Annotated in this window: 15 protein-coding genes and 1 pseudogene; 7 read left to right on the top strand and 9 right to left on the bottom strand. The window is 62.1% G+C overall.

What is annotated here, in order from left to right; translation table 11 throughout:
- Window positions 1–106: 106 nt before the first annotated feature.
- On the bottom strand, window positions 107–946 hold the full coding sequence (locus ACYAR8_RS21545) for a DUF2076 domain-containing protein (protein WP_463581008.1): 840 nt from the start codon (window positions 944–946) through the stop codon (window positions 107–109).
- 189 nt (window positions 947–1135) lie between these two features.
- On the opposite strand from ACYAR8_RS21545, the gene ACYAR8_RS21540 reads away from it, so the two are divergent.
- Both ACYAR8_RS21540 and ACYAR8_RS21535 read left to right on the top strand, forming a co-directional pair.
- Window positions 1136–1789 carry a YciC family protein gene (locus ACYAR8_RS21540; protein WP_463581007.1) on the top strand — a complete coding sequence of 218 codons (654 nt, stop codon included), beginning with the start codon at window positions 1136–1138 and terminating at the stop codon, window positions 1787–1789.
- 4 nt (window positions 1790–1793) lie between these two features.
- Window positions 1794–2888, top strand: a complete 1095-nt coding sequence (locus tag ACYAR8_RS21535; protein ID WP_463581006.1) for an endonuclease/exonuclease/phosphatase family protein — start codon at window positions 1794–1796, stop codon at window positions 2886–2888.
- A gap of 9 nt (window positions 2889–2897) precedes the next feature.
- On the opposite strand, the gene ACYAR8_RS21530 is transcribed toward ACYAR8_RS21535, so the two are convergent.
- Window positions 2898–3815: a LysR substrate-binding domain-containing protein gene (locus ACYAR8_RS21530; RefSeq protein ID WP_463581005.1), complete on the bottom strand. Its 918-nt coding sequence runs from the start codon at window positions 3813–3815 to the stop codon at window positions 2898–2900.
- 133 nt (window positions 3816–3948) lie between these two features.
- On the opposite strand from ACYAR8_RS21530, the gene ACYAR8_RS21525 reads away from it, so the two are divergent.
- Window positions 3949–4674, top strand: coding sequence for an SDR family NAD(P)-dependent oxidoreductase (locus ACYAR8_RS21525; RefSeq protein WP_108121625.1), 726 nt, complete (start codon window positions 3949–3951; stop codon window positions 4672–4674).
- A gap of 14 nt (window positions 4675–4688) precedes the next feature.
- On the opposite strand, the gene ACYAR8_RS21520 is transcribed toward ACYAR8_RS21525, so the two are convergent.
- Both ACYAR8_RS21520 and hrpB read right to left on the bottom strand, forming a co-directional pair.
- Window positions 4689–5426 (bottom strand): SDR family oxidoreductase, encoded by a 738-nt coding sequence (locus ACYAR8_RS21520; protein ID WP_463581004.1) that lies wholly within the window; start codon window positions 5424–5426, stop codon window positions 4689–4691.
- A 370-nt stretch (window positions 5427–5796) separates the two neighbouring features.
- Window positions 5797–8328 (bottom strand): ATP-dependent helicase HrpB, encoded by a 2532-nt coding sequence (gene hrpB / locus ACYAR8_RS21515; RefSeq protein WP_463581003.1) that lies wholly within the window; start codon window positions 8326–8328, stop codon window positions 5797–5799.
- A gap of 419 nt (window positions 8329–8747) precedes the next feature.
- Here hrpB and ACYAR8_RS21510 point away from each other — a divergent pair, with 419 nt between their 5' ends.
- Window positions 8748–9173 carry a polyribonucleotide nucleotidyltransferase gene (locus tag ACYAR8_RS21510; protein ID WP_463581002.1) on the top strand — a complete coding sequence of 142 codons (426 nt, stop codon included), beginning with the start codon at window positions 8748–8750 and terminating at the stop codon, window positions 9171–9173.
- Between the two features lie 24 nt (window positions 9174–9197).
- Complete coding sequence (locus tag ACYAR8_RS21505) at window positions 9198–10103, top strand: cation diffusion facilitator family transporter (RefSeq protein ID WP_074893301.1); 906 nt, start codon at window positions 9198–9200, stop codon at window positions 10101–10103.
- Between the two features lie 547 nt (window positions 10104–10650).
- On the opposite strand, the gene ACYAR8_RS21500 is transcribed toward ACYAR8_RS21505, so the two are convergent.
- Window positions 10651–11385, bottom strand: a complete 735-nt coding sequence (locus ACYAR8_RS21500; protein WP_463581001.1) for a DUF6515 family protein — start codon at window positions 11383–11385, stop codon at window positions 10651–10653.
- Window positions 11386–11445: 60 nt separating this feature from the next.
- Between ACYAR8_RS21500 and ACYAR8_RS21495 the strand changes: the two genes are divergently transcribed.
- Both ACYAR8_RS21495 and ACYAR8_RS21490 read left to right on the top strand, forming a co-directional pair.
- Window positions 11446–12024 (top strand): hypothetical protein, encoded by a 579-nt coding sequence (locus tag ACYAR8_RS21495; protein ID WP_463581000.1) that lies wholly within the window; start codon window positions 11446–11448, stop codon window positions 12022–12024.
- A 255-nt stretch (window positions 12025–12279) separates the two neighbouring features.
- Entirely contained in the window at window positions 12280–12759 is a 480-nt protein-coding gene (locus tag ACYAR8_RS21490; protein ID WP_074893299.1) for an Lrp/AsnC family transcriptional regulator, read from the top strand.
- A gap of 166 nt (window positions 12760–12925) precedes the next feature.
- Here ACYAR8_RS21490 and ACYAR8_RS21485 read toward each other — a convergent pair whose 3' ends face one another.
- The 4 genes and pseudogenes from ACYAR8_RS21485 to ACYAR8_RS21470 form a co-directional block, all read right to left on the bottom strand.
- Window positions 12926–13558, bottom strand: a complete 633-nt coding sequence (locus tag ACYAR8_RS21485; RefSeq protein ID WP_463580999.1) for a pseudouridine synthase — start codon at window positions 13556–13558, stop codon at window positions 12926–12928.
- 83 nt (window positions 13559–13641) lie between these two features.
- On the bottom strand, window positions 13642–15138 hold the full coding sequence (gene amn / locus ACYAR8_RS21480; protein ID WP_463581010.1) for an AMP nucleosidase: 1497 nt from the start codon (window positions 15136–15138) through the stop codon (window positions 13642–13644).
- Window positions 15139–15286: 148 nt separating this feature from the next.
- Complete coding sequence (locus ACYAR8_RS21475) at window positions 15287–16936, bottom strand: acyl-CoA dehydrogenase family protein (protein ID WP_463581009.1); 1650 nt, start codon at window positions 16934–16936, stop codon at window positions 15287–15289.
- 467 nt (window positions 16937–17403) lie between these two features.
- Window positions 17404–19341: pseudogene (locus ACYAR8_RS21470) on the bottom strand (sensor histidine kinase); the annotation flags it as partial.
- Between the last annotated feature and the right edge of the window lie 451 nt (window positions 19342–19792).

Below are 19792 nucleotides of genomic sequence, written 5' to 3'. Positions count from 1 at the left end.
GGGGCGCCCTGTCGGCGCCTTTCACCCCCCCCTCGTTTCTGCTGCCACTTGGTGTGCGCGGGCCCCCCCCCGCTCCTACACTGAGGCGGAGCCTCTACGTGCGATGTCAGACGAACGAATCGTCGTCGTCAAACATGCCGCCACCGGTGTCGCTGCCATAATCGGTGTCGGCAAAACCATTGGAATCACTGCCCCAGGCGTCATTGCCGGGATTGTCGTTGCCGACACTGTCATTACCCGTCACGCGCTGCTGGTCATCACCCCAACCGCCGCTGCCACCCTGGTCATGTTCGGCAGCAGGCTGGGCCGGCTGCTCCTGGATGATCTCGACGACTTCCTGCGGCTGGCTGTTGTGGTGGAACAGGCTGCTGATGCCTTCCGCCAGCATCACGCCGCCGGCCACGCCCGCTGCGGTTTTCAGCGCGCCGCCGAGGAAGCCACTGCCGACTGGCGCCGCCGGTGCCTGCTGCGGCTGGGCATAGTTTTGCTGTGGCTGAGCATAGTTCTGCTGCGGCGCGTTATAAGGCGGCGGGCTTGCAGGACCACTTTCGCGCCAGCCGCCCGAGGAAGGCTGCGGGTTCGACGGACGCGAGAACGACGAACCCGGCTGCTGAGCCTGTGGCTCGCGGGAACCACCGCCAAAGATGCTCGACAGAAACCCGCCGCCACTGCCGGACGGGGCAGGCGCTGCGGATTTTGCCCGCTCCAGTTCAGCCTGCAGTTGCTGAATCTGCTCGTCGCGCTGACGGTTCTGGGCCTCCAGCTGCTTGATCGCGACTTCCTGCACCAGAATCGACTGCGCCATGTAATAAGGCGCGGCGGGCTGGCGAGTCAGGTGCTCCTTGATCAGCGCTTCGGCCTGCGCATCGCGGGGGGCCGATTCGGTTTCTGCCTGTTTGAGTTTGCCAAACAAGCCATCGATCAGGGTTTGTTCTTCGCTGTTCATGGCGACCTCGTTAGATTGCCGTAGGAATTCTCTTCTGAGCCATTGCCCAGACACCTCCAGTAATGGGGCTGTTCAAGGGCGTTTCAATAGGATGTAAAAAAAGTTAAGAAGCCCACCCTGCCGCCGCCGGTTGGCCGGTTCTGCGGCGCTGCGTTACAGTGTCGGCCTGCTTATCCCTGTGATCCGTTCATGAATCCGCTGACCATTCTGCAAGACTCGTTTTACTTCTTCCGACGCAACTTCGGCAGCATTTTTACGCTGTGCCTGCCGCTGGTGGTGCTTGAGGCCCTGACAAAACAACTCGTCGGCTTCGGGCAGAGCACTGGCGCCGCGCCCCTGTTGATCGGGCTGTTGTTCTACCCGCTCTACACCGGCGCACTGATCCTCTTCATGGACGCCAAAACCCGGGGCGAAGAGCCGGTCAAATCCAGCCTGTGGGCCGTTGCGTTGCGCATGTGGCCCACCTTCGCGGTGCTGACGGCGCTGAGCACGCTGCTGATCATGGCCGGCATGTCGCTGTTCATCCTGCCGGGCGTGTGGGTGATGATCAAACTGGTGCTGTCCGAATACCTGCTGGTGTTGCGCGGGATGGGGCCGCTGGAGGCGATGCGCGAAAGCTTCAGGATGACCCAGGGCCACGTACTGCGCATTTTCACCTGCGTGCTGTGCGTTTATATCCCGCTGTCGCTGCTTGAAGCACTGAGCTATTACGTGCTGCCGGACCAGCAGAGCCTGATCCTGTCGATGGCCGTGGACAGTATTTCCAGCTTCCTGCAGCTGTTCATCAGCGTGGTCATGTTCAGGTTGTTCATGCTCATCGACCCACCCGCGCGGTCGGTTTGAGAAGATGGCGCGTCCTGTGCGGTATCTGATCTACCTCGCGGTGTGCGCCGGGTTGTTCGGAATGCTGCTGTATGACCTGACCTGGCACCCCGCCCGACACGAGAATGTGGCGGTGTCCTGCAACGCGAAGGACGCAAAGCCACCCGTGTTGGCGCCAGGCCAGACCCTCAAGGTGATGACCTGGAACATTCAGTACCTGGCCGGCAAGCGTTATGTCTTCTGGTACGACATGCCCGACGGCAGCGGCCCTGACGAGCGCCCGACCCCGGAAGACCTGGCCTACAACCTGGATGAGGTGGCGCGGGTCATCCGCGACGAGCAGCCAGACATCGTCTTGCTACAGGAAGTCGACGACGGCGCGAAGAACACCGACTACGGCAATCAACTCGCCCTGCTTCAGGCGCGTGTCGCCGATCTGTACCCTTGCAGCAGCGAGGCGTTTTACTGGAAGTCCGACTTCGTGCCGGATCGCCACATCTTCGGCAGCGTCGGCCGCAAGCTGGCCACACTGAGCCGCTACCAGATGGACAGCGCCGAACGCCTGCAACTGCCCTCGCCGTCCGGCCACTTCATCAGCCGCCTGTTTCAACCCCAGCCTGCCCTGCTCGTCAGCTACCTGCCGCTAAAAGATGGCGGGCGCCTGGCCGTGACCAATACGCACTTGAGCGATGCCGAATCAGACAGCGACGTGCAACAGCGCCAAGTCGCGGCGGTTCGTCAGTTGCAGCAAACCTTCGAACAGAACGGCACGCTGTGGATAAGTGGAGGGGATTTCAATCTGTTGCCACAGGGCCAATATCAGCGGCTACCGCTCGAACAGCGCGCACCCAATTCAGCGGCGAGTGAGCTACAGAGCTTGTGGGAAAGCTTCCCGATGATCCCGAGCAATGAAGACGTGACCGGTGAGGATCGTCGCACCTGGTACACCCGCTTCCCCAACGACCCCCGCATCAGCGGCCCGGATCGCACGCAGGATTTTCTGTTCTACAGCCCGAAGCTGAAGCGGGTCGAGGCGCGGGTGAGGCAGGCAGATACGTTGCTGATTTCTGATCACATGCCGGTGATTGCGCGCTTGAAGGTGCCCATGGCGGGCGAGTAAATGCGCAGGTCACCCACGTTCACGTTCCTGGGCAATGAAATCGACGAATGCCCGTAAGGGCGCCGACATCAATCGGCTGGAAAAATACAGCCAAGGCCCTTCGAAGCTGTCCCACCACTCAGGCAAGACGGGCTGAAGGTCGCCGCTTTGAAAATGCGGGTCCAGCCAGTTTTCGAACGTGGCGATCACGCCCCGGCCGCTTCGCGCGAGGTCAATCGCGGCGGCTACACCGTCGACGCCGATGATCAGGCGACCCGGCGGGTTTACGCTGAGAGCTTCCCCATCGCGCACAAAGTCCCAACTGATCATTGCGCCGCTTGAATACCGCAGGCAGATGCAGTCGTGATCCATTAACTCGCGTGGGTGTGAGGGGACGCCACGCGACGCCAGATAGGCCGGCGCGGCGGCCAGCGCCAGTCGTTGCAATCGCGGGCCGAGGGGAACGGCAATGGTGTCTTGCGCAAGGTGCTCGCCATATCGTATCCCGGCGTCACACCCGGCCGCCGTCACGTCCACGAGGCGGTCCTCGACCATGATTTCTATCCGTACGTGAGGATAGCGTGCGAGAAAGCGATCAATGAGTGGCGGCAGGATGTCCACCATCACAGCGCCAGTCACGTTCAATTTCAACAGGCCGCGCACGTCCTCTAGAGAACTGGCGACATCATCAAGCACCGCCCTGATTTCACCCAATAGCGGGGCGACCCGTTCCGCAAGCTCTCGCCCCCCTGCGGTCGGGATGACACTGCGCGTGGTGCGGATGAACAGGGGCACGCCAAGACCGGACTCGAGCGCGGAGACCCGCTCGCTCACCGTCGAAGGAGAAAGACCCAGCCGCTTGGCGGCGGCCCGGAATCCGTTTTCATGGAAGACCGTCAGGAAAATCGACAAGTCATCCATTGAGCTTTGATCAATATTGTTCGCCATAGCGAACAGACTATGCGGGCTCAGCCCGGTTATCAATCGTCACTGCAGAAGCTATAAAAACGCCACAGGTCACCCTCTCCCGACTGAGCGTGATGCTGATTCAACGTGGCATAAAACAGGCGGAATTCTGCAAATGATCCCAAAGAACGTTCTCATCACCGGCGCCAACAAGAGCATCGGATTCGAAACCGCACGCGAAATGGGCTTACGGGGCTACCGCGTGTGGTTGGGCAGTCGCGATCCGGCGCTGGGTGACGCGGCGGTTGCCCGGCTGGTAGCCGAGGGCATACAGGCCAGGCTGGTTATCGTGGATGTACGAGACGCCCTGAGCGTTCGGGCCGCCGCCGACCTCATCAGCAAAGAGGACGCCAGACTGGACGTGCTGATCAACAACGCCGGTATATCGGGCGCCCAACCTGTCGCGCCCAGCGAGCAGACGATTGCTGACATCCTGAACGTTTACGACACGAACGTACTGGGCGCAATACGGGTGACTCAAGCTTTCCTCCCGCTGCTGAAAGCGGCACACAAGGCACAGGTCCTGATGGTCAGCAGCGGATTGGGATCACTGACCTGGACGTCCGATGCTGCGCATCCTTACTCCCGGGTCCAGGCCATGGGTTACACCAGTTCGAAATCCGCCCTGAATGCCGTCACCGTCGCATTCGCCAACGAGTTCGCTTCACTGGGCATCAGCGTCAACGCCGTTGACCCCGGCTACACCGCCACCGATTTCAACGGCCATTCCGGCCCCCGAACGGTTGCCCAGGCCGCAGCAGGCATCGTTTGGCTGGCCGATGGCAGCTCAACTGGCGAGACCGGAAAATTCTATTTCGATCAAGCCATCGCACCTTGGTGATTGTGGCGCTTCGCTTAAAACGAGCTCGCAGTCGGCCGCACGATGAGTTCGCTGACGTCCACGTCGGCCGGCTGTTCGATAGCGTAGGCAATGGCGCGGGCAATCGCGATGGCAGGAATGGCGATCTTGCGAAACTCGCGCATCTGCGCGCGACCACCTTCATCTGAAATCCCTTCGGCCAGCTCGGACTCGGTAACGCCCGGCGCGATGACCGTCACACGGATGTCGCCCCCGACCTCTTGGCGCAAGCCTTCGGAAATCGCACGAACCGCGTACTTGGTCGCGCAGTACACCGCCGCAGTCGGGCTCACCGCGTAGGCGCCGATAGAGGCAATATTGATGATCTGCCCGGCTCGTTGCTGTTGCATCATTGGCAGCGCGGCGGCAATGCCGTGGAGCACTCCGCGAATGTTCACATCAATCATCTGATTCCATTCATCAATCTTCAGCGCCTCCAATTTGGAGAGCGGCATGACCCCGGCATTGTTGATCAACACGTCCACACGGCCATGCAGCTCGACAGCGAAGCCGATGAAGGACTGCATGCTGTCCATCCGGGTAACATCCAGCGGCAACACGTCGGCGACGCCACCTGCTGCGCGGATTTCAGTTGCCAGCGCTTCGAGCCGATCGGTACGGCGAGCGCCCAATACCACTCGCGCCCCGTTGCCGGCCAGAAGGCGCGCGGTCGCTTCGCCAATGCCGCTGCTGGCGCCGGTGATTACAATGACTTTTCCCTGAGTGTTGTGCATATGCCGCTCCTGTTTCGTTAAACACCACCTGCTGATCAGCAGGCGTTGAAACAAGAGTAAGGAGCCTCAACCGCAGGCGTTATGCGATTCCTGCGAAGGTGTTGCACGATCCTGCGAGGAGTTGAACGGTGTCATGTGAAGCAAACGCGCCCACGGCGGCGATTGGAAACGCCGACCCAAGTGATCGCGGCCCGCCGCGAGCAGGATCACGCTAAGAGTCGTGCGCTTCGGGACAAGACTCTTTCTCTTTCACAGGTCGAATCTTGAACCAGATCGCGTACATCGCCGGCAGGAAGATCAACGTCATGACGGTCCCTCCCAGCGTGCCGCCGATCAAGGTGTACGCAATTCACGCAGAAGCGGGGCAGAATTACTTCCTCGGCTTCACCCGCGCGGTCGGTTCGGCAATCAACGGATCGTCCGGCCAATAGTGCTTCGGATACCGCCCCTTCAAGTCCTTCTTCACCTCGGCATAGGTGCTGCGCCAGAAGTTGGCGAGGTCTTGGGTGACTTGCACCGGGCGCCGTGCGGGGGACAGCAGGTGCAGTTTGACGACCTGCCGGCCATTGGCGATCCGCGGCGTGTCGGCCAGGCCGAAGAGCTCCTGCAGGCGCACCGCCAGAATGGGTGGTGACTCGCTGTAATCCAGACGCACCAATGAACCCGACGGCACGGTCAAGTGGTGCGGCGCCAGTTCGTCGAGCCGCTGGGGCAAGGGCCACGGCAGCAGGTTGTGCAAGATCGATGACAGGTCCAGATTGCCGAAGTGGCTCAGTCGCGTGACCTTGCCCAAATACGGCAGCAGCCAGTGCTCTAGCGTCGCCAGCAACCCATCGTTGCTCACATCCGGCCACTCGCTTTCGCTGAGCTTTTGCAGATCCATCTGACGCAACAGACCGACGCGCGCCTGCCACTGGCGCAGCTCCGCTGTCCATGGCAACAGTTCCAGGCCCTTGCGTCGCACCAGCGCCAAGAGCGCCTGGCCCCGCGCCGAGTCGTCCAGCCCGGTGAGCGGCTCGCGGCTGATGATCAGCTCACCGGCCTTGCGCTGACGTTCGGCGCGGAACACGCCCTCGCGCTCGTCCCAATCCAGTTGATCGAACTGCGTCACCTGTTCAGCCAGCACTGTATTGAACAGTTCGGGATCGAACTCGGCGGCCAGATAGATGCGCTCTTCGCGCTGGCCTTGGCGGCTGCCCAGATCGGCCACCACCAGCCACGGCTGTTTCATCAACGCGTCTGGCTCGGCGAACAAGGCGGCGCGGCCGTTGGCGAGTCGATACTCGGCGCCCCCAGCGCGTCGCTGTTGCGCAACGCGATCGGGATAGGCCAGCGCTAATAGTGCGCCGAGCCAGCGCGGGTGATCAGGGTCGGCGACCGGTTTACGGGCCGCGCCTCTCAGATAACCCCGATATTGGCGGGACAACTGCCGCGCTCGCTGCACGCCGCCCTGCGCGCCTTTCGCGGCGCGTTCTGCACCCGCCAGCAATGTCAGTCGGCTGTGCAGATCGGCACCGGCGCCGCGCAAAATGTCGCGCTCTCCGAGCAATGCTGCGACGTCGCACGCCAGTGGGCCCAGACCCAGTTCGTGACCGCGCAGGAGCAAATGGGCGATGCGTGGGTGCGCAGGCACTTCGGCCATCGACTGGCCGTGAGGGGTGAGTTTCCAGTCTTCGCCCGGCTTGCGCGTCAGAGCGCCCAGCCGAGCCAGCAGGTCTTGCGCCTGGGCGTAAGCGGCGGCAGGCGGCAGGTCCATCCAGGTGAGTTGCGCAGGTTCGACCCCCCACCGCGCCAGTTGCAATGCGAGGCCGGCAAGGTCGGCCTGAAGAATTTCCGCCGCGCCGTAGGCCGCCAGCTGATCGTGCTGCGCCTCGGACCACAGTCGGTAACACACGCCCGGCTCAAGTCGACCGGCCCGACCCGCGCGCTGCGTGGCGCTGGCCCGGGAAATCCGCTGGGTATCGAGGCGCGTCATGCCGCTGCCAGGATCGAAACGCGGCACCCGCGCCAGCCCCGCGTCGATGACCACCCGCACGCCATCAATGGTCAGGCTGGTCTCGGCGATATTGGTGGCCAGCACGACTTTGCGTTTGCCCTTGGGCGCAGGTTCGATCGCCGCCCGCTGGGCGCTCAGGTCAAGCTCGCCATGCAGCGGGCACAGCAGCACGTCGCTGCGATCGCCGACGGCCTCGGTCAGCTGTTGATTGACCCGACGAATTTCGGCCTGCCCCGGCAGAAAAACCAGCACGCTGCCGGACTCGTTGCCCAGTGCGTCGAGTACGGTCTGCACCACCCGCGGCTCGATGAACTCCCCCGGCTGAAACGGCCTTCCCCACTGCATCGACACCGGGAACATGCGCCCTTCGCTGCTGATGACCGGCGCATCGTTGAGCAAGCTCGACAGCCGCGCGCCTTCAAGCGTCGCCGACATCAGCAGAATCTTCAGCGGCTGCTCGTCACGAAACAGCGCGCGACCGTTGAGGCTCAGGGCCAGCGCGAGATCAGCGTCGAGGCTTCTCTCATGAAATTCGTCGAAGATCAGCAGCCCGACACCTTCCAGCGAAGGGTCTTCCTGCAAGCGCCGGGTGAGAATGCCTTCGGTGACCACTTCGATGCGGGTATTGGGGCCGACCTTGCTGTCCAGGCGAATCCGGTAACCCACCGTCTCGCCGACGCCCTCCCCCAGTTCGCTCGCCAGTCTTTCAGCAGCAGCACGAGCCGCCAGACGCCGGGGCTCAAGCATCAGGATCGTCTGCCCCGCCAGCCAGGACTCTTGCAACAGCGCGAGCGGCACACGGGTAGTCTTGCCCGCGCCCGGCGGCGCCTCGAGCACGGCCTCGTCCCGGTCGGCAAGGGCCTGGCGCAAGGCGGGGAGAACGGCATCGATGGGTAAAGAATTCATGGTGGCTCCCAGATCAGCCGGGGAGTATACCCACGAGCATCGCAGGCCCCCACCAGCCTATGTGGGGATGCGTTTGCGAAGGGCGACAGAGAGGAGCGTGCTGCCGATTCTCAAACGCCAGAAACAAGGAAGCCCCGCAAGCGGGGCCACAACTTAACCTAGTCTCATCACCGTTTCAAAAGCCCGGGAGTGGAGGTGCTAGGGCAGCGACGCAAATTTATCACAGAACCCTCGCGAGCAAATTCTCGAAATCGATGCCCTCGCCCATGACCTGCTTAATGGAGCCTGAACAGACGCGGGATCCAGCTCGAAATCAGCCTTGGCTCATCTGCCTTCAACGAACTGTCTTCCCCCACGGATACTCTTATTGATTAGGCATTTGCCTTGTATAGTTGCGACTTCTTATGAGGAGATACCCCATGCGCATTCCTTCCCGTTTGATTGGCGGCGTTCTGGTTGCCACGCTGCTGACACAGCTCACCGCGTGCGGCAGTATTTTTTACCCCGAGCGCCGTGGCCAGATTCAGGGCAGCGGGCGAATGGACCCGGCGATCGTGATACTCGACGCCATCGGCCTGTTGTTCTACATCATTCCCGGCGTGATCGCGTTCGGCGTGGACTTCGCCACTGGCGCGATCTATCTGCCAGGCGGCACTCACGCTCAGATCGATCCGCAAAAGCTTGAACCTGCCGTGCGCACTGACGGCACCGTCGACAACGCCAAGCTGCAAGCCATCATTAAAACCGAGCTCGGCCGCACCCTGCCGCTGGATGACCCTCGTCTGATCCAGCACAAAGGCAGCACCCAGCAACTTGCCTCCCTGGGCCTTGTACCGTCCGCTTAAGATTTATGATTTGAAGGAAGCGCCATGAGTACCAGCCCCGAACACGCCCGCTTATTGCGTCTGGCAACCCGCGCCTCGCTTGCCGTGGCGAGCATTCTGATCGTTGCCAAAGCGGTTGCGTGGTGGCTCAGCGGATCGGTCAGCCTGCTGGCCGGCCTGACGGATTCGATGCTCGACGGCGCGGCGTCATTCCTCAATCTGCTGGCGGTGCATTACGCGTTGCGGCCCGCCGACGATGATCATCGCTACGGCCACGGCAAGGCCGAAGCGCTGTCGGGCATGGCCCAGGCGCTGTTCATCGCGGTAAGTGCCTTTTTGATCGGCTTTCAGGCGGTCGACCGCATTCAACACCCACAACCCCTCGGCGCCCCCGGGCTGGGTTTGCTGGTGATGGTGTTGTCGATTGGCCTGACGGTCGCGTTGTTGATGTTGCAGCACCGTGTGGTGAAGGCAACCGGTTCCGCGGCGATACGCGCGGACTCCCTGCACTATCGCTCTGACCTGCTGCTCAACTTCAGCATCATGCTGGCGCTGGGGCTGGCCTACTTCGGCTACTCCCAACTCGACGCTTATTTTGGTCTGGCGATCGCGTTCTACATTTTGTGGAGCGCCATTTCCATCGCCCGGGAGACGGTGTCGGTGCTGATGGATGCTGAGCTGCCTGTGGATGTCAGCGCAAAAATGCTCGAACTGGCCCAGGCCGTGCCGGGCGTATTGGGCGCCCACGACCTGCGCACGCGGATTTCGGGCAATCACTGGTTTGTGCAGCTGCACCTGGAGTTGCCGGGCACGCTGACGCTGTCAGTGGCGCACGACTTGTGCGAGCGGGTGGAAGCGGCGATTCAGGACGAATTCCCCAAAGCCGAAGTGCTGGTGCACGCCGATCCGCAGGAAGTGGTGGGTCGTGAGGATGGACCGGTATTGAATTGAAAGCGTCAGGCGTTACACCGCGAAGCTGATGGTGCTCAAACCGGCCCCTTCCCGGCTGAAGCCGGTCCCACTGACTGACCGCATGCCCCTAGTGGGACCGGCTTTAGCCGGGAAGGCGTCGGGCGTCACACTGCAAATCTGATGGCGTGCACACCGGCCTCTTCCCGGCTGAAGCCGGTCCCACTGACTGACCGCATGCACTTAGTGGGACCGGCTTTAGCCGGGAAGGCGTCAGGCGTCACACTGCAAATCTGATGGCGATCAAACCGGCCTCTTCCCGGCTGAAGCCGGTCCCACTTAAAAACCTCGCGCACGTGCTGGCGGACTGGCTTCACTGGTGATGTGCGTTCTGACGCGGGCCATTGTAGGAGCGCACTTGCCCGCGAAATCGGTTAATCCGGCGATACAGTTGTCGCAGTTCAAACCCTTTCGCGGGCAAGCGCGCTCCTACAGGATACGCGTAAGCCAGCATTATTTTGTCTCCCGCCCTGCCCCGTAGGCTGGTCCCACTAAGGAAATATGCGTTCAGCGCTACACACTCCCGCTCTTACTGCTGAACGCTATACCCCCGCTGTGCATAACAACTGGCCATCGCCTGTCGGTACACGCCCAGCACTTCCGGTGCCGGTTGATAGGCTGCGCCCGCCGGGTCGAAGTTGCTTTGCTGCACGGCGTAGCGGTAGCAGTCGTAGCGGTCCTGTTCGATTTCCTGTTGAGGCTTGCCTTGCGGCGGATAGGCGACAACGTCATAAGGGTTTGCGGCCTGCTGAACAGGCTGCGGCTGCTGCGGCGAATACACCGGCTCGACGTTCTGCGGAGGCTCGGCGACTACGTATTCCTGGGTGTTCTGCTCGTAGGTGTAATAGGTACCGGCGGCAACGAAAAACAGCGCACTGCCGAGCCAGACCTGCTGCGCATAGTCGGGCAGATAGCGGACGCGAACGCCACGTGGTGGCTCGACGACCACATAACGCGGGCCTTGCGGGCGATACCAGTAACCGCCTGAGTAGAAGTAGTCGCCGCCACGGTACGGCACCCGCGAATACCCGCCCGGCATGCGATCAATCTCGTAACCCGGCCGATAGCGCGGGCCCGAACCCCAGCCATCGCCATGACCACCGGGACGACCCGGCTGCCAGTTACCGTGATCGGGACGACGGTCGCCGTCGCGCCAGCGGTTGTCTCGTGGCTGGTCGCGGTAGAAGCCCTGACGAGGCTCCTGGGTCTGAACCACCGTATCCGGCCGACCCTGAATGGGCAGACCGCCCTGGCGATCCTGCAACTGACGCTGTTGTTGCTGCTGCTCTTGCTGGCGTCGTTGCTGATCCTGCTGTTGCTGGCGTTGCTGCTGCTGCTGCTGCTGCTGCTGGCGTTGATCGTCACGCTGTTGATTGCGTTCGCGATCCTGCTGCTGGCGCTGCTGATTGGCGCGCTCTTGCTGGTTCTGCTGAATCTGGCGCTGCTGCTGGATTTGTTCCTGCTGGCGCTGCTGTTGTTGCTGATTCTGCTGTTGCTGGCGTTCTTGCTGCTGACGCTGCTGGTTGTCGCTAAACCCGCGCTGGTTCTCCTGCTGCTGACGCTGCATCTCGAACCCGCGCTGTTGCTGTTGGCGCTGCTGCTGCTGCTGTTGTTGCTGCTGCTGCTGTTGATTATTGTCGTCGGCCCACACCTGAGCACTGATGCTCAAGGCCAAGAGACTGACACCTGCCAAACGCCAGATGCGCATGTTCATGCTTTCCTCACTGCGGCGCGGATACCTGTTGATAGGACTGCTGGTCGGGTGCGCCGTTCGCCGCACTCTATCAGCGTGGCGGATGAAACTGTAGAAGCACCACTGCGGCCTGAGCTGAAAAGGCAGGCGCAAAAAAAGAGGGCTCAATGGCCCTCTCTGGAATGCTTCGTCCTGGCTCGACGCTTTTGACGCCGGCTCACCTCGCATCGTCTTCTGGACAGTGCGTAGCCCGGTGGCCTGATCAACCCTGTCGGGCTGGAGGCCGCGGCTGGCCTGATTCGGCGGGCCGCGCTGGACGCTGTGTCCGGGCAGTGATTCTGGTTAAAAGAATAGGCTTTGGCGGACGACAGAGGATTGCGAATATTGCTGATGAAAACACCACTTGCGCAATAATTCACTTCAGATGAATAATCCTGCGCAATCCATTCAATAAAGGCGCTTATCGTGAGCAAGCTCGACAGATATGACTTGAGTATTTTGGCCGAACTGCAAAAGGACGCGCGCATCTCAAACCAGGAGCTGGCCGAACGCATCGGGCTGTCGCCTTCGCCCTGCTCGCGTCGTGTCAAACAGCTGGAAGACGACGGTTATATCGTGGGCCAGGTCGCGCTGCTGGACCGCAAGAAGCTGGGCCTTAGCCTGACGGCCTACGTACTGATCGGCATGGATCGCCACACCCCCGACCGCTTCGAGAATTTCGAGCAGCACATTCGTAACCTGCCGCAGGTGCTGGAATGCAGCCTGGTCACCGGTATCGACGCCGACTACCAACTGAAGGTCGTCGTCCCGGACATGGATCACTATCAGAAATTTCTGCTGGGTCATCTGACCCGCATCGATGGCGTGACCAGCGTGCGCTCCAGTTTCGTGCTCAATCAGGTACTGGCGAGCACTGAGTTGCCGCTGGTGCATTTGCGCGGCTGAACCGCCAATGCAGATTGTATGAGCGCGCTTGGTCCTGGCCGCATCCGGACGAAAGCGGTGGGTCAGCAACACATTGGCTGACTGACATAACGCATTCGCGGGCAAGCGCGCTCCTACAGTGGATTCAGGTGGCAATCCGAATGGTGTCTGGTAGCGAGCCCATCAACTAGAGCTTCGCCGGCACTTCCCGCCACTGCCCCTGATCCAGTCCTTCAAGGCTCCAGTCGCCAATCCGCACGCGGACCAGTCGCAACGTCGGCAGCCCGACCGCCGCGGTCATCCTGCGCACCTGGCGGTTGCGTCCTTCCTTGATCACCAGTTCCAGCCAGCTCGTCGGTACACTTTTGCGAAAGCGCACCGGCGGGTTGCGCGGCCACAGTTCGGGTTCGTCCAGTTGCCGCGCCTGTGCAGGCAAGGTCGGGCCATCGTTGAGTTCAACGCCGTCACGCAGCTTCTGCAGTTGCTCTTGCGTGGGCTCCCCCTCCACCTGCACCCAATAGGTTTTCGCCAGCTTGTGCTTGGGGTCGGCGATTCGCGCCTGCAACTGGCCGTCGTTGGTCAGCAGCAGCAAGCCTTCGCTGTCGCGGTCCAGGCGACCGGCCGGGTAGATGCCGGGGATGTCGATGAAATCCTTGAGCGTCGCGCGGCCTTCGCCATCACTGAACTGGGTCAGCACGTCGAAGGGTTTGTTGAACAAAATCAGCCGAGGCTCGGCGGGCGGCGCTTTGGCGACACGCCGTGGCGCGCCGGAGCGATCAGGGTAAGGACGGCGGGCATCGGGACGTTGATTGCGGGGCATGGGAAACCGGTAAACAAATGACAGATACGGAAAGGGCCACTTTAGTGGCCCTTTCGTTGAACGCCTAGCGCCTTAACAGAGCCTTATCGGAACGGCGGCTCGTCGAAGCTGCGCAGTTTGCGCGAATGCAGCGAGTTGAGCTGCGTACGCATCAGGTCCAGCGCGGCGATGCCGATCTTCAGATGCTGGGTGACCGCACGCTCATAAAACGCGTTGGCCGAGCCCGGCAGCTTGATCTCGCTGTGCAGCGGTTTGTCCGAAACGCAGAGCAAGGTCCCGTAAGGCACCCGCAGGCGATAACCCTGGGCCGCAATAGTCCCGCTTTCCATGTCCACCGCCACGGCGCGGGACAGGTTGATCAGCGGCCGCTCCTGGGCCCAGCGCAGTTCCCAGTTGCGATCATCGTAGGTCAGGACCGTGCCGGTGCGCAGACGCTTCTTCAGATCGTCACCGCGTTCGCCGGTGACTTGGGCGGCTGATTCCTGCAACGCCAGTTGCACCTCGGCCAGCGCCGGGATCGGGATGTTCGGCGGCAGCACGCGGTCCAGAATACCGTCGCGACGCATGTAGGCGTGGGCGAGCACGTAGTCGCCGATTGTCTGGGACTGACGCAGGCCGCCGCAGTGACCAATCATCAGCCAGCAGTGCGGACGCAGGACCGCCAGGTGGTCGGTGATGTTCTTGGCGTTGGACGGACCGACGCCGATGTTGACCAGTGTCACGCCATGGCCGTCTTCGGCGATCAGGTGGTACGCCGGCATCTGGTAACGGTGCCAGACCACGCCGGAGACGATGGCCTGGGCTTCGCCGTAATCCATGCTCTTGTCGACGACGACGTTGCCCGGCAGGACCATCTTCACGAAGCGCGGGTCGTCGCGCAGTTTTTCCAGGCCATGCACGATGAACTGGTCGACGTAGCGGTGGTAGTTGGTCAGCAGGATCCACGGCTGAACGTGGCGCCAGTCGCTGCCGGTGTAATGCACCAGACGGCGCAGCGAGAAATCCACCCGGGCGGCGTCGAACAACGCGAGGGGCAGCGGATCGGTGTTGGCCCAGTCGTACAGACCGTCGGCGATGCCATCGGTGGCGGCCGACAAATCGGTGCTCGGGAAGACACGTGCGAGGGTCGCAGCGGTGACGCCGGTACCGGCCAGTTCATCGCCCTGCTCAACCACGTAGGGATACGGAATGTTCTGTTCACTGAGGCCCACTTCCACCGTTACGGTGAAATCGTTCATCAGCGGCACGAGCTGTTCGAGCAGGTATTTGCGGAACGCCGCCGGGTGGGTGACGGTGACGCTGTAGGTGCCGGGCAGCTGAACCTTGGCGTAGGCGCGGGTGGTCAGCGGCACTTCGCCCTGGCAGTGATAGGTGAGGCGCAGCTCGGGGTAGCGGAACGTCAGACGCTCGGCGGCATCCGGTTCGACGCGGTCTTTCAGGTAACGCTTGAGCGCCTGGCTCAAGGCAGTGGTCGCCCGTGCGTGCAGCTCAGCGAGCCGATCCACGGCTTGTTCGGCAGTTTCTACGACAATGAAAGCTTCGGTCACGATGCATATCCTTCTGATCTTGCAAGCGCACATCTTGCCTGCAACAGATGACGAAGGCACGAGTTGTGTCAGAGAGGACTGCTGCGGATATCCCGTGTGGGAGCGCGCTTGCCCGCGAAAAATGTCGCATTCACCGAATGTATGCCTGACACGCCCTGTTCGCAGGCAGCGCAGACACAGATCACCCGGTTTGCGGCGCTGACCGCGCGACCAACGCCTGAACATCCACCCCGCGCGGCAAGGCGCCGTAGACCCGACCCGGCCGCTCCACGCGTCCGGCGATAAACCCGTCGCTGACCACCGAATTGCCTGCTTCCAGCAGCAGTTTTGCCTGCAGCGCGACGGCGATGTCTTCGGTCAGTTGCCGTGCGCGGTACTGGATGTCGCCGGTGTCCTGAAACGCCTCCTTCAAGCCATGAATATGCGCGGCCAGAAGCTTGTCGCCATGACCGTCGCCCAGCTCGTCAAACAACGCGTCCAGCACGCCGGGCTCTTTGGACAAGGCGCGCAGGACGTCGAGGCACTGCACATTGCCGGAACCTTCCCACGTCGAATTGACCGGCGCCTCACGGTACAGGCGCGGCAGAATCGTGTCCTCCACATACCCCGCACCGCCCATGCATTCCGCCGCTTCGTTGATCATTGCCGGCGCGCGCTTGCAGATCCAGTACTTGCCCACCGCCGTTACGAGTCGTGCGAAACGGGCTTCGTGGCCGTCATCCAGGCGCTCCAGCGAACGCCCCATGCGCAGGGTCAATGCGAGGGCCGCCTCGCTTTCCAGCGCCAGATCGGCGAGCACGTTTTGCATGAGCGGCTGTTCGCTGAGCAAGCGGCCACTGACGCTGCGGTGGGCGCAATGGTGCGCGGCCTGGGTCAGGGCCTGACGCATCAGCGCGCTGGATCCGGTCATGCAGTCGAAGCGGGTCATGGCCACCATTTCGATGATGGTCGGCACGCCGCGCCCCTCCTCGCCCACCATCCAGGCCAGGGCGCCGCGGAATTCCACCTCACTGGAGGCGTTGGACCAATTGCCCAGCTTGTTCTTCAGCCGCTGTATGTAGAACGCGTTGCGGGTGTCGTCCGGGCGATGGCGGGGCAGCAGGAAACAGGTCAGGCCTTTGTCGGTCTGCGCCAGGGTGAGGAAGGCGTCGCACATGGGCGCTGAACAAAACCATTTGTGCCCGACCAGCTCATAGGCCTGACCGGGGCCGGGCTGGCCAACGGGATAGGCCCGCGTGGTGTTGGCGCGCACGTCGGTGCCGCCCTGTTTCTCGGTCATGGCCATGCCGATGGTGGCGCCGGCCTTGTGGGCGATGCCGACGTTGCGCGGGTCGTAGTGGGGGGCGAGGATCTTCGGCAGCCAGGTCTCGGCCAGATCCGGTTGCAGGCGCAGGGCCGGCACGCTGGCGAAGGTCATGGTCAGCGGACAACCGCTGCCCGCTTCGGCCTGGGTGTGCAAATAGCTCATCGCCGCGCGGGCGACGTGGGCGCCTTCCCGGGGATCGGTCCACGGCAGCGACGGGATGCCGTGCTCAACCGCCGTTTGCATCAGTTGGTGATACGCGGGATGAAATTCCACCAGATCGATGCGATGGCCGTAGCGATCATGGCTGGCGAACACCGGTTTGTTCTGGTTGGCGAGGAAACCAGCTTCCATCAACGGGCCACCGGCCAGCGCGCCATAGGCGTCGATTCGGTCCCGTGCCCAACCCGCCCCGAAGCGCTGCGACCACTCTTGCAGCGGCAGGTCGATGCGGTAGAGGTTGGTGCCGTCCAGGGAAGGCGGCTGGTTGGTGACCTCGTGGGTCTCGGCGAACTGATGCAGGTTGATGCGCTGGTCCATGAGGCGACTCCGGTCCGGGCAGCACGCGGCGGTCGTGCAGCTGACCTAGTGAATCACGCACCCCGCCCCGGCGACAGCGCCATAGAAGACGAAATCACGGCGGTTTTGCCTTGTCGATGGCTGGCAACAGAGTTGATGCACATCGCGCGGGATGCACGGCCCATGTAGGAGTGACCGGGGTGGCGCTCCACCTTGCTCGCGATTGCGCGGTGTCTGTGACGGATATGTGGTCTGACACACCGCAATCGCGAGCAAGCTCACTCCTACAAGGGTCAGCCGGTACAGTCCGAATGTGTTGAAGTACAACGCGCCTTAAATCGCCCCGGATCTACCTGAATAAACGCAGATCAACTGTAGGAGCGCGCTTGCCCGCGAATTGCGGTGTGTCTGTGACGGATATGTGGTCTGACACACCGCAATCGCGAGCAAGCTCACTCCTACACTGGGGACGCGGCGATCTGCACATCCAGGCTCAGGCGGAACTGGCTGCCATTGCCCGGTTCGGACTGATGGCTGAGGCGCCCGCCCTGCAATTCAATCAACTGTCGGCAAATCGCCAGGCCGATGCCCAGGCCGCCGTATTCCCGGGTCGTCGAGCCGTCCACTTGGAAGAAGTTGGCGTACAGCGTCTCTTCATCCAGGCGGCTAAAGCCGATGCCGGTGTCGATGACGTCGATCACCAGCCGGACGTGCTCGGCGTCTGCGCGCTGGCCGTTGACACGGATTCTGATCGAACCGGTCTTGGTGAACTTGATCGCGTTGTCCAGCAGGCACTCCAGGCACTGACGCAACTTCACGCCGTCACCTTCGAGGCTGTCCGGCAGTGTCTCGTCCAGCTCCACACCCAGCGCCAGCGCCTTGCTGCGGGCCAGCGGCTCGAAGCCACTGCGCAGTTGAAACAGCACATGACGCAGGCTGAACGGCTCGTTGCGCACGGTGATGCGGCCCGCCTGCAGTTCGGTCAGCGTAAGAATGCCGTTGACGATGCCCATCATGTTTTGCGCCGAATCGGCGGCGGTCTGGCGATACAGCTCGATCTCGCTCTCGGCCACGTCCATCTGCATCAATTCCAGCGAACCGATCACACCGTTCATGGGCGTGCGCAGTTCATGGGTCAGCGTGGCCAGAAACTCGTCTTTCAATCGGTTGCTCACCGCCAATTGCTGATTGAGGGTCTCCAGGCCCTGCTTCGATTCCGCCATGATCTGCGCCTCGCGCTCGCGCATGGCATTGATGCGGTCGGCCAGCGCCAGCGACAGTAGCGCCACCTCGATCACTGAACCGATCTGGCTGGCGTACATGGTCCAGAAGTTGTTGGGCAAATGCCCGAGCAGCATGGTCGCGTTGATCACCCCGCCGATCAGGAACGCTGACCAGCCGAAAATGAAATACCGCGCGACCCGCCGGCCCTTGAACCACGCCGCCAGGCCGATCAGCAGCACAACCTGCGTGAACAGCAACACCAGCCCTGTCACCAGGCGCAGCGCGACGCCGTAATCCATGCTCAATGCGAGCGCCATGATCACTGCCGCGCAGACCATCATCGCCAGCAGCGGCACGTCCAGCCAGCGACCCAGGCTGGGCGTCTGCAGGAATTTACGGGTGAACTGGCTGGCAAACAGAATCGCAGCGGCAATAAGAAAGGTGGTCGAGGTGTTGGCCCACCATGGGTTGTCCGGCCAGAAATACTCGATCGCCGCGCCGTTAACCGACACCTGATACAGGCCGAAGAAGGTGATGTAGAGGATGTAATACAGGTACGCGGTGTCGCGCACGCTGAGGTAGATGAACAGGTTGTAGATCAGCATCACCGCCAGCACGCCGTAAATCATGCCGAGGATGTAGAGGCGCGACGGCTGCTCTTCTATATAGGCGTGACTGGCCCACAGATTGAGCGGCGCCTGCACCGAGCCGTGGCTGGCGACGCGCAGGTAAACGGTCTTGGTCTCGTGGGCGTTCAGGTTGAGATCGAATACGTAGTTGTTCTGCTTAATCTGCCGGCTGGCGAAGGGCAGCATGTCGCCGGTCTGCCAGGCCAGACGCGGGCGCGCGTCGCCGTCGCCGAGGTAGAGATCGACGTGATCCATCGGCGGGTAGGCCATTTCCAGCAGCCAGTCGGCGGACGCCAGCGGGTTGGCGGGACGATAGGTCAGACGCACTTTCAGCCAGAAGGCGGAGCGCGAGTACCCCGCGTTGAGCGATTGACCGGCCACGGGGCGGAAGCGTGCGGCGCCCTCGGGGGACGAGACTTGCTGGATGGTGGCATCGCCGGTGGGGTCTTCGAACACCTGGGTGTCGCGCCCCAATGCCAGGCTGCGGGTGTTCTCATCGAAATCGACGGCGCCGGCAAACATCGGCAACAGGCAGAACAGGGCGATCATCACCAGACGCATGGGACATCGCCTTGGTACTGATGACGGGCACAAGCCGCCGCGGAAACGTGGGACGGCTTCGCAATTCTGCGAGCGAGCGCTGTAGCGGTCGAAAGGGTCAGCGGGCAACGCACTTGCATTTACTCTTTTGGCGGAACAGGTGAAGCGCCACAGGATAGCGACTGATAGCTCGATGACACCATCTAAATCTCCGCTTCCACTGGATGTCCTCGATCTCACCGTAGGAGCCGGCTTGCTGGCGAACGCATTGTGTCAGGCGCTACAGCAGGGAAAGGTCAACCGGGTTCGCCAGCAAGCCGGCTCCTACGGACTGGTCAATGCTGCAAAATTAATGGCGTCTGCACCGGCCCCTTCCCGGCTGAAGCCGGTCCCACTAAATCACCGCGTGCACATAGTGGAAGTGGCGTAAGCCAGAAAATTGCCTAGTGGTACTGGCTGAACGCAATGCACT

This window comes from Pseudomonas sp. HP_01, from assembly GCF_055284355.1.
This window is presented reverse-complemented; position numbering and strand designations above follow the sequence as displayed.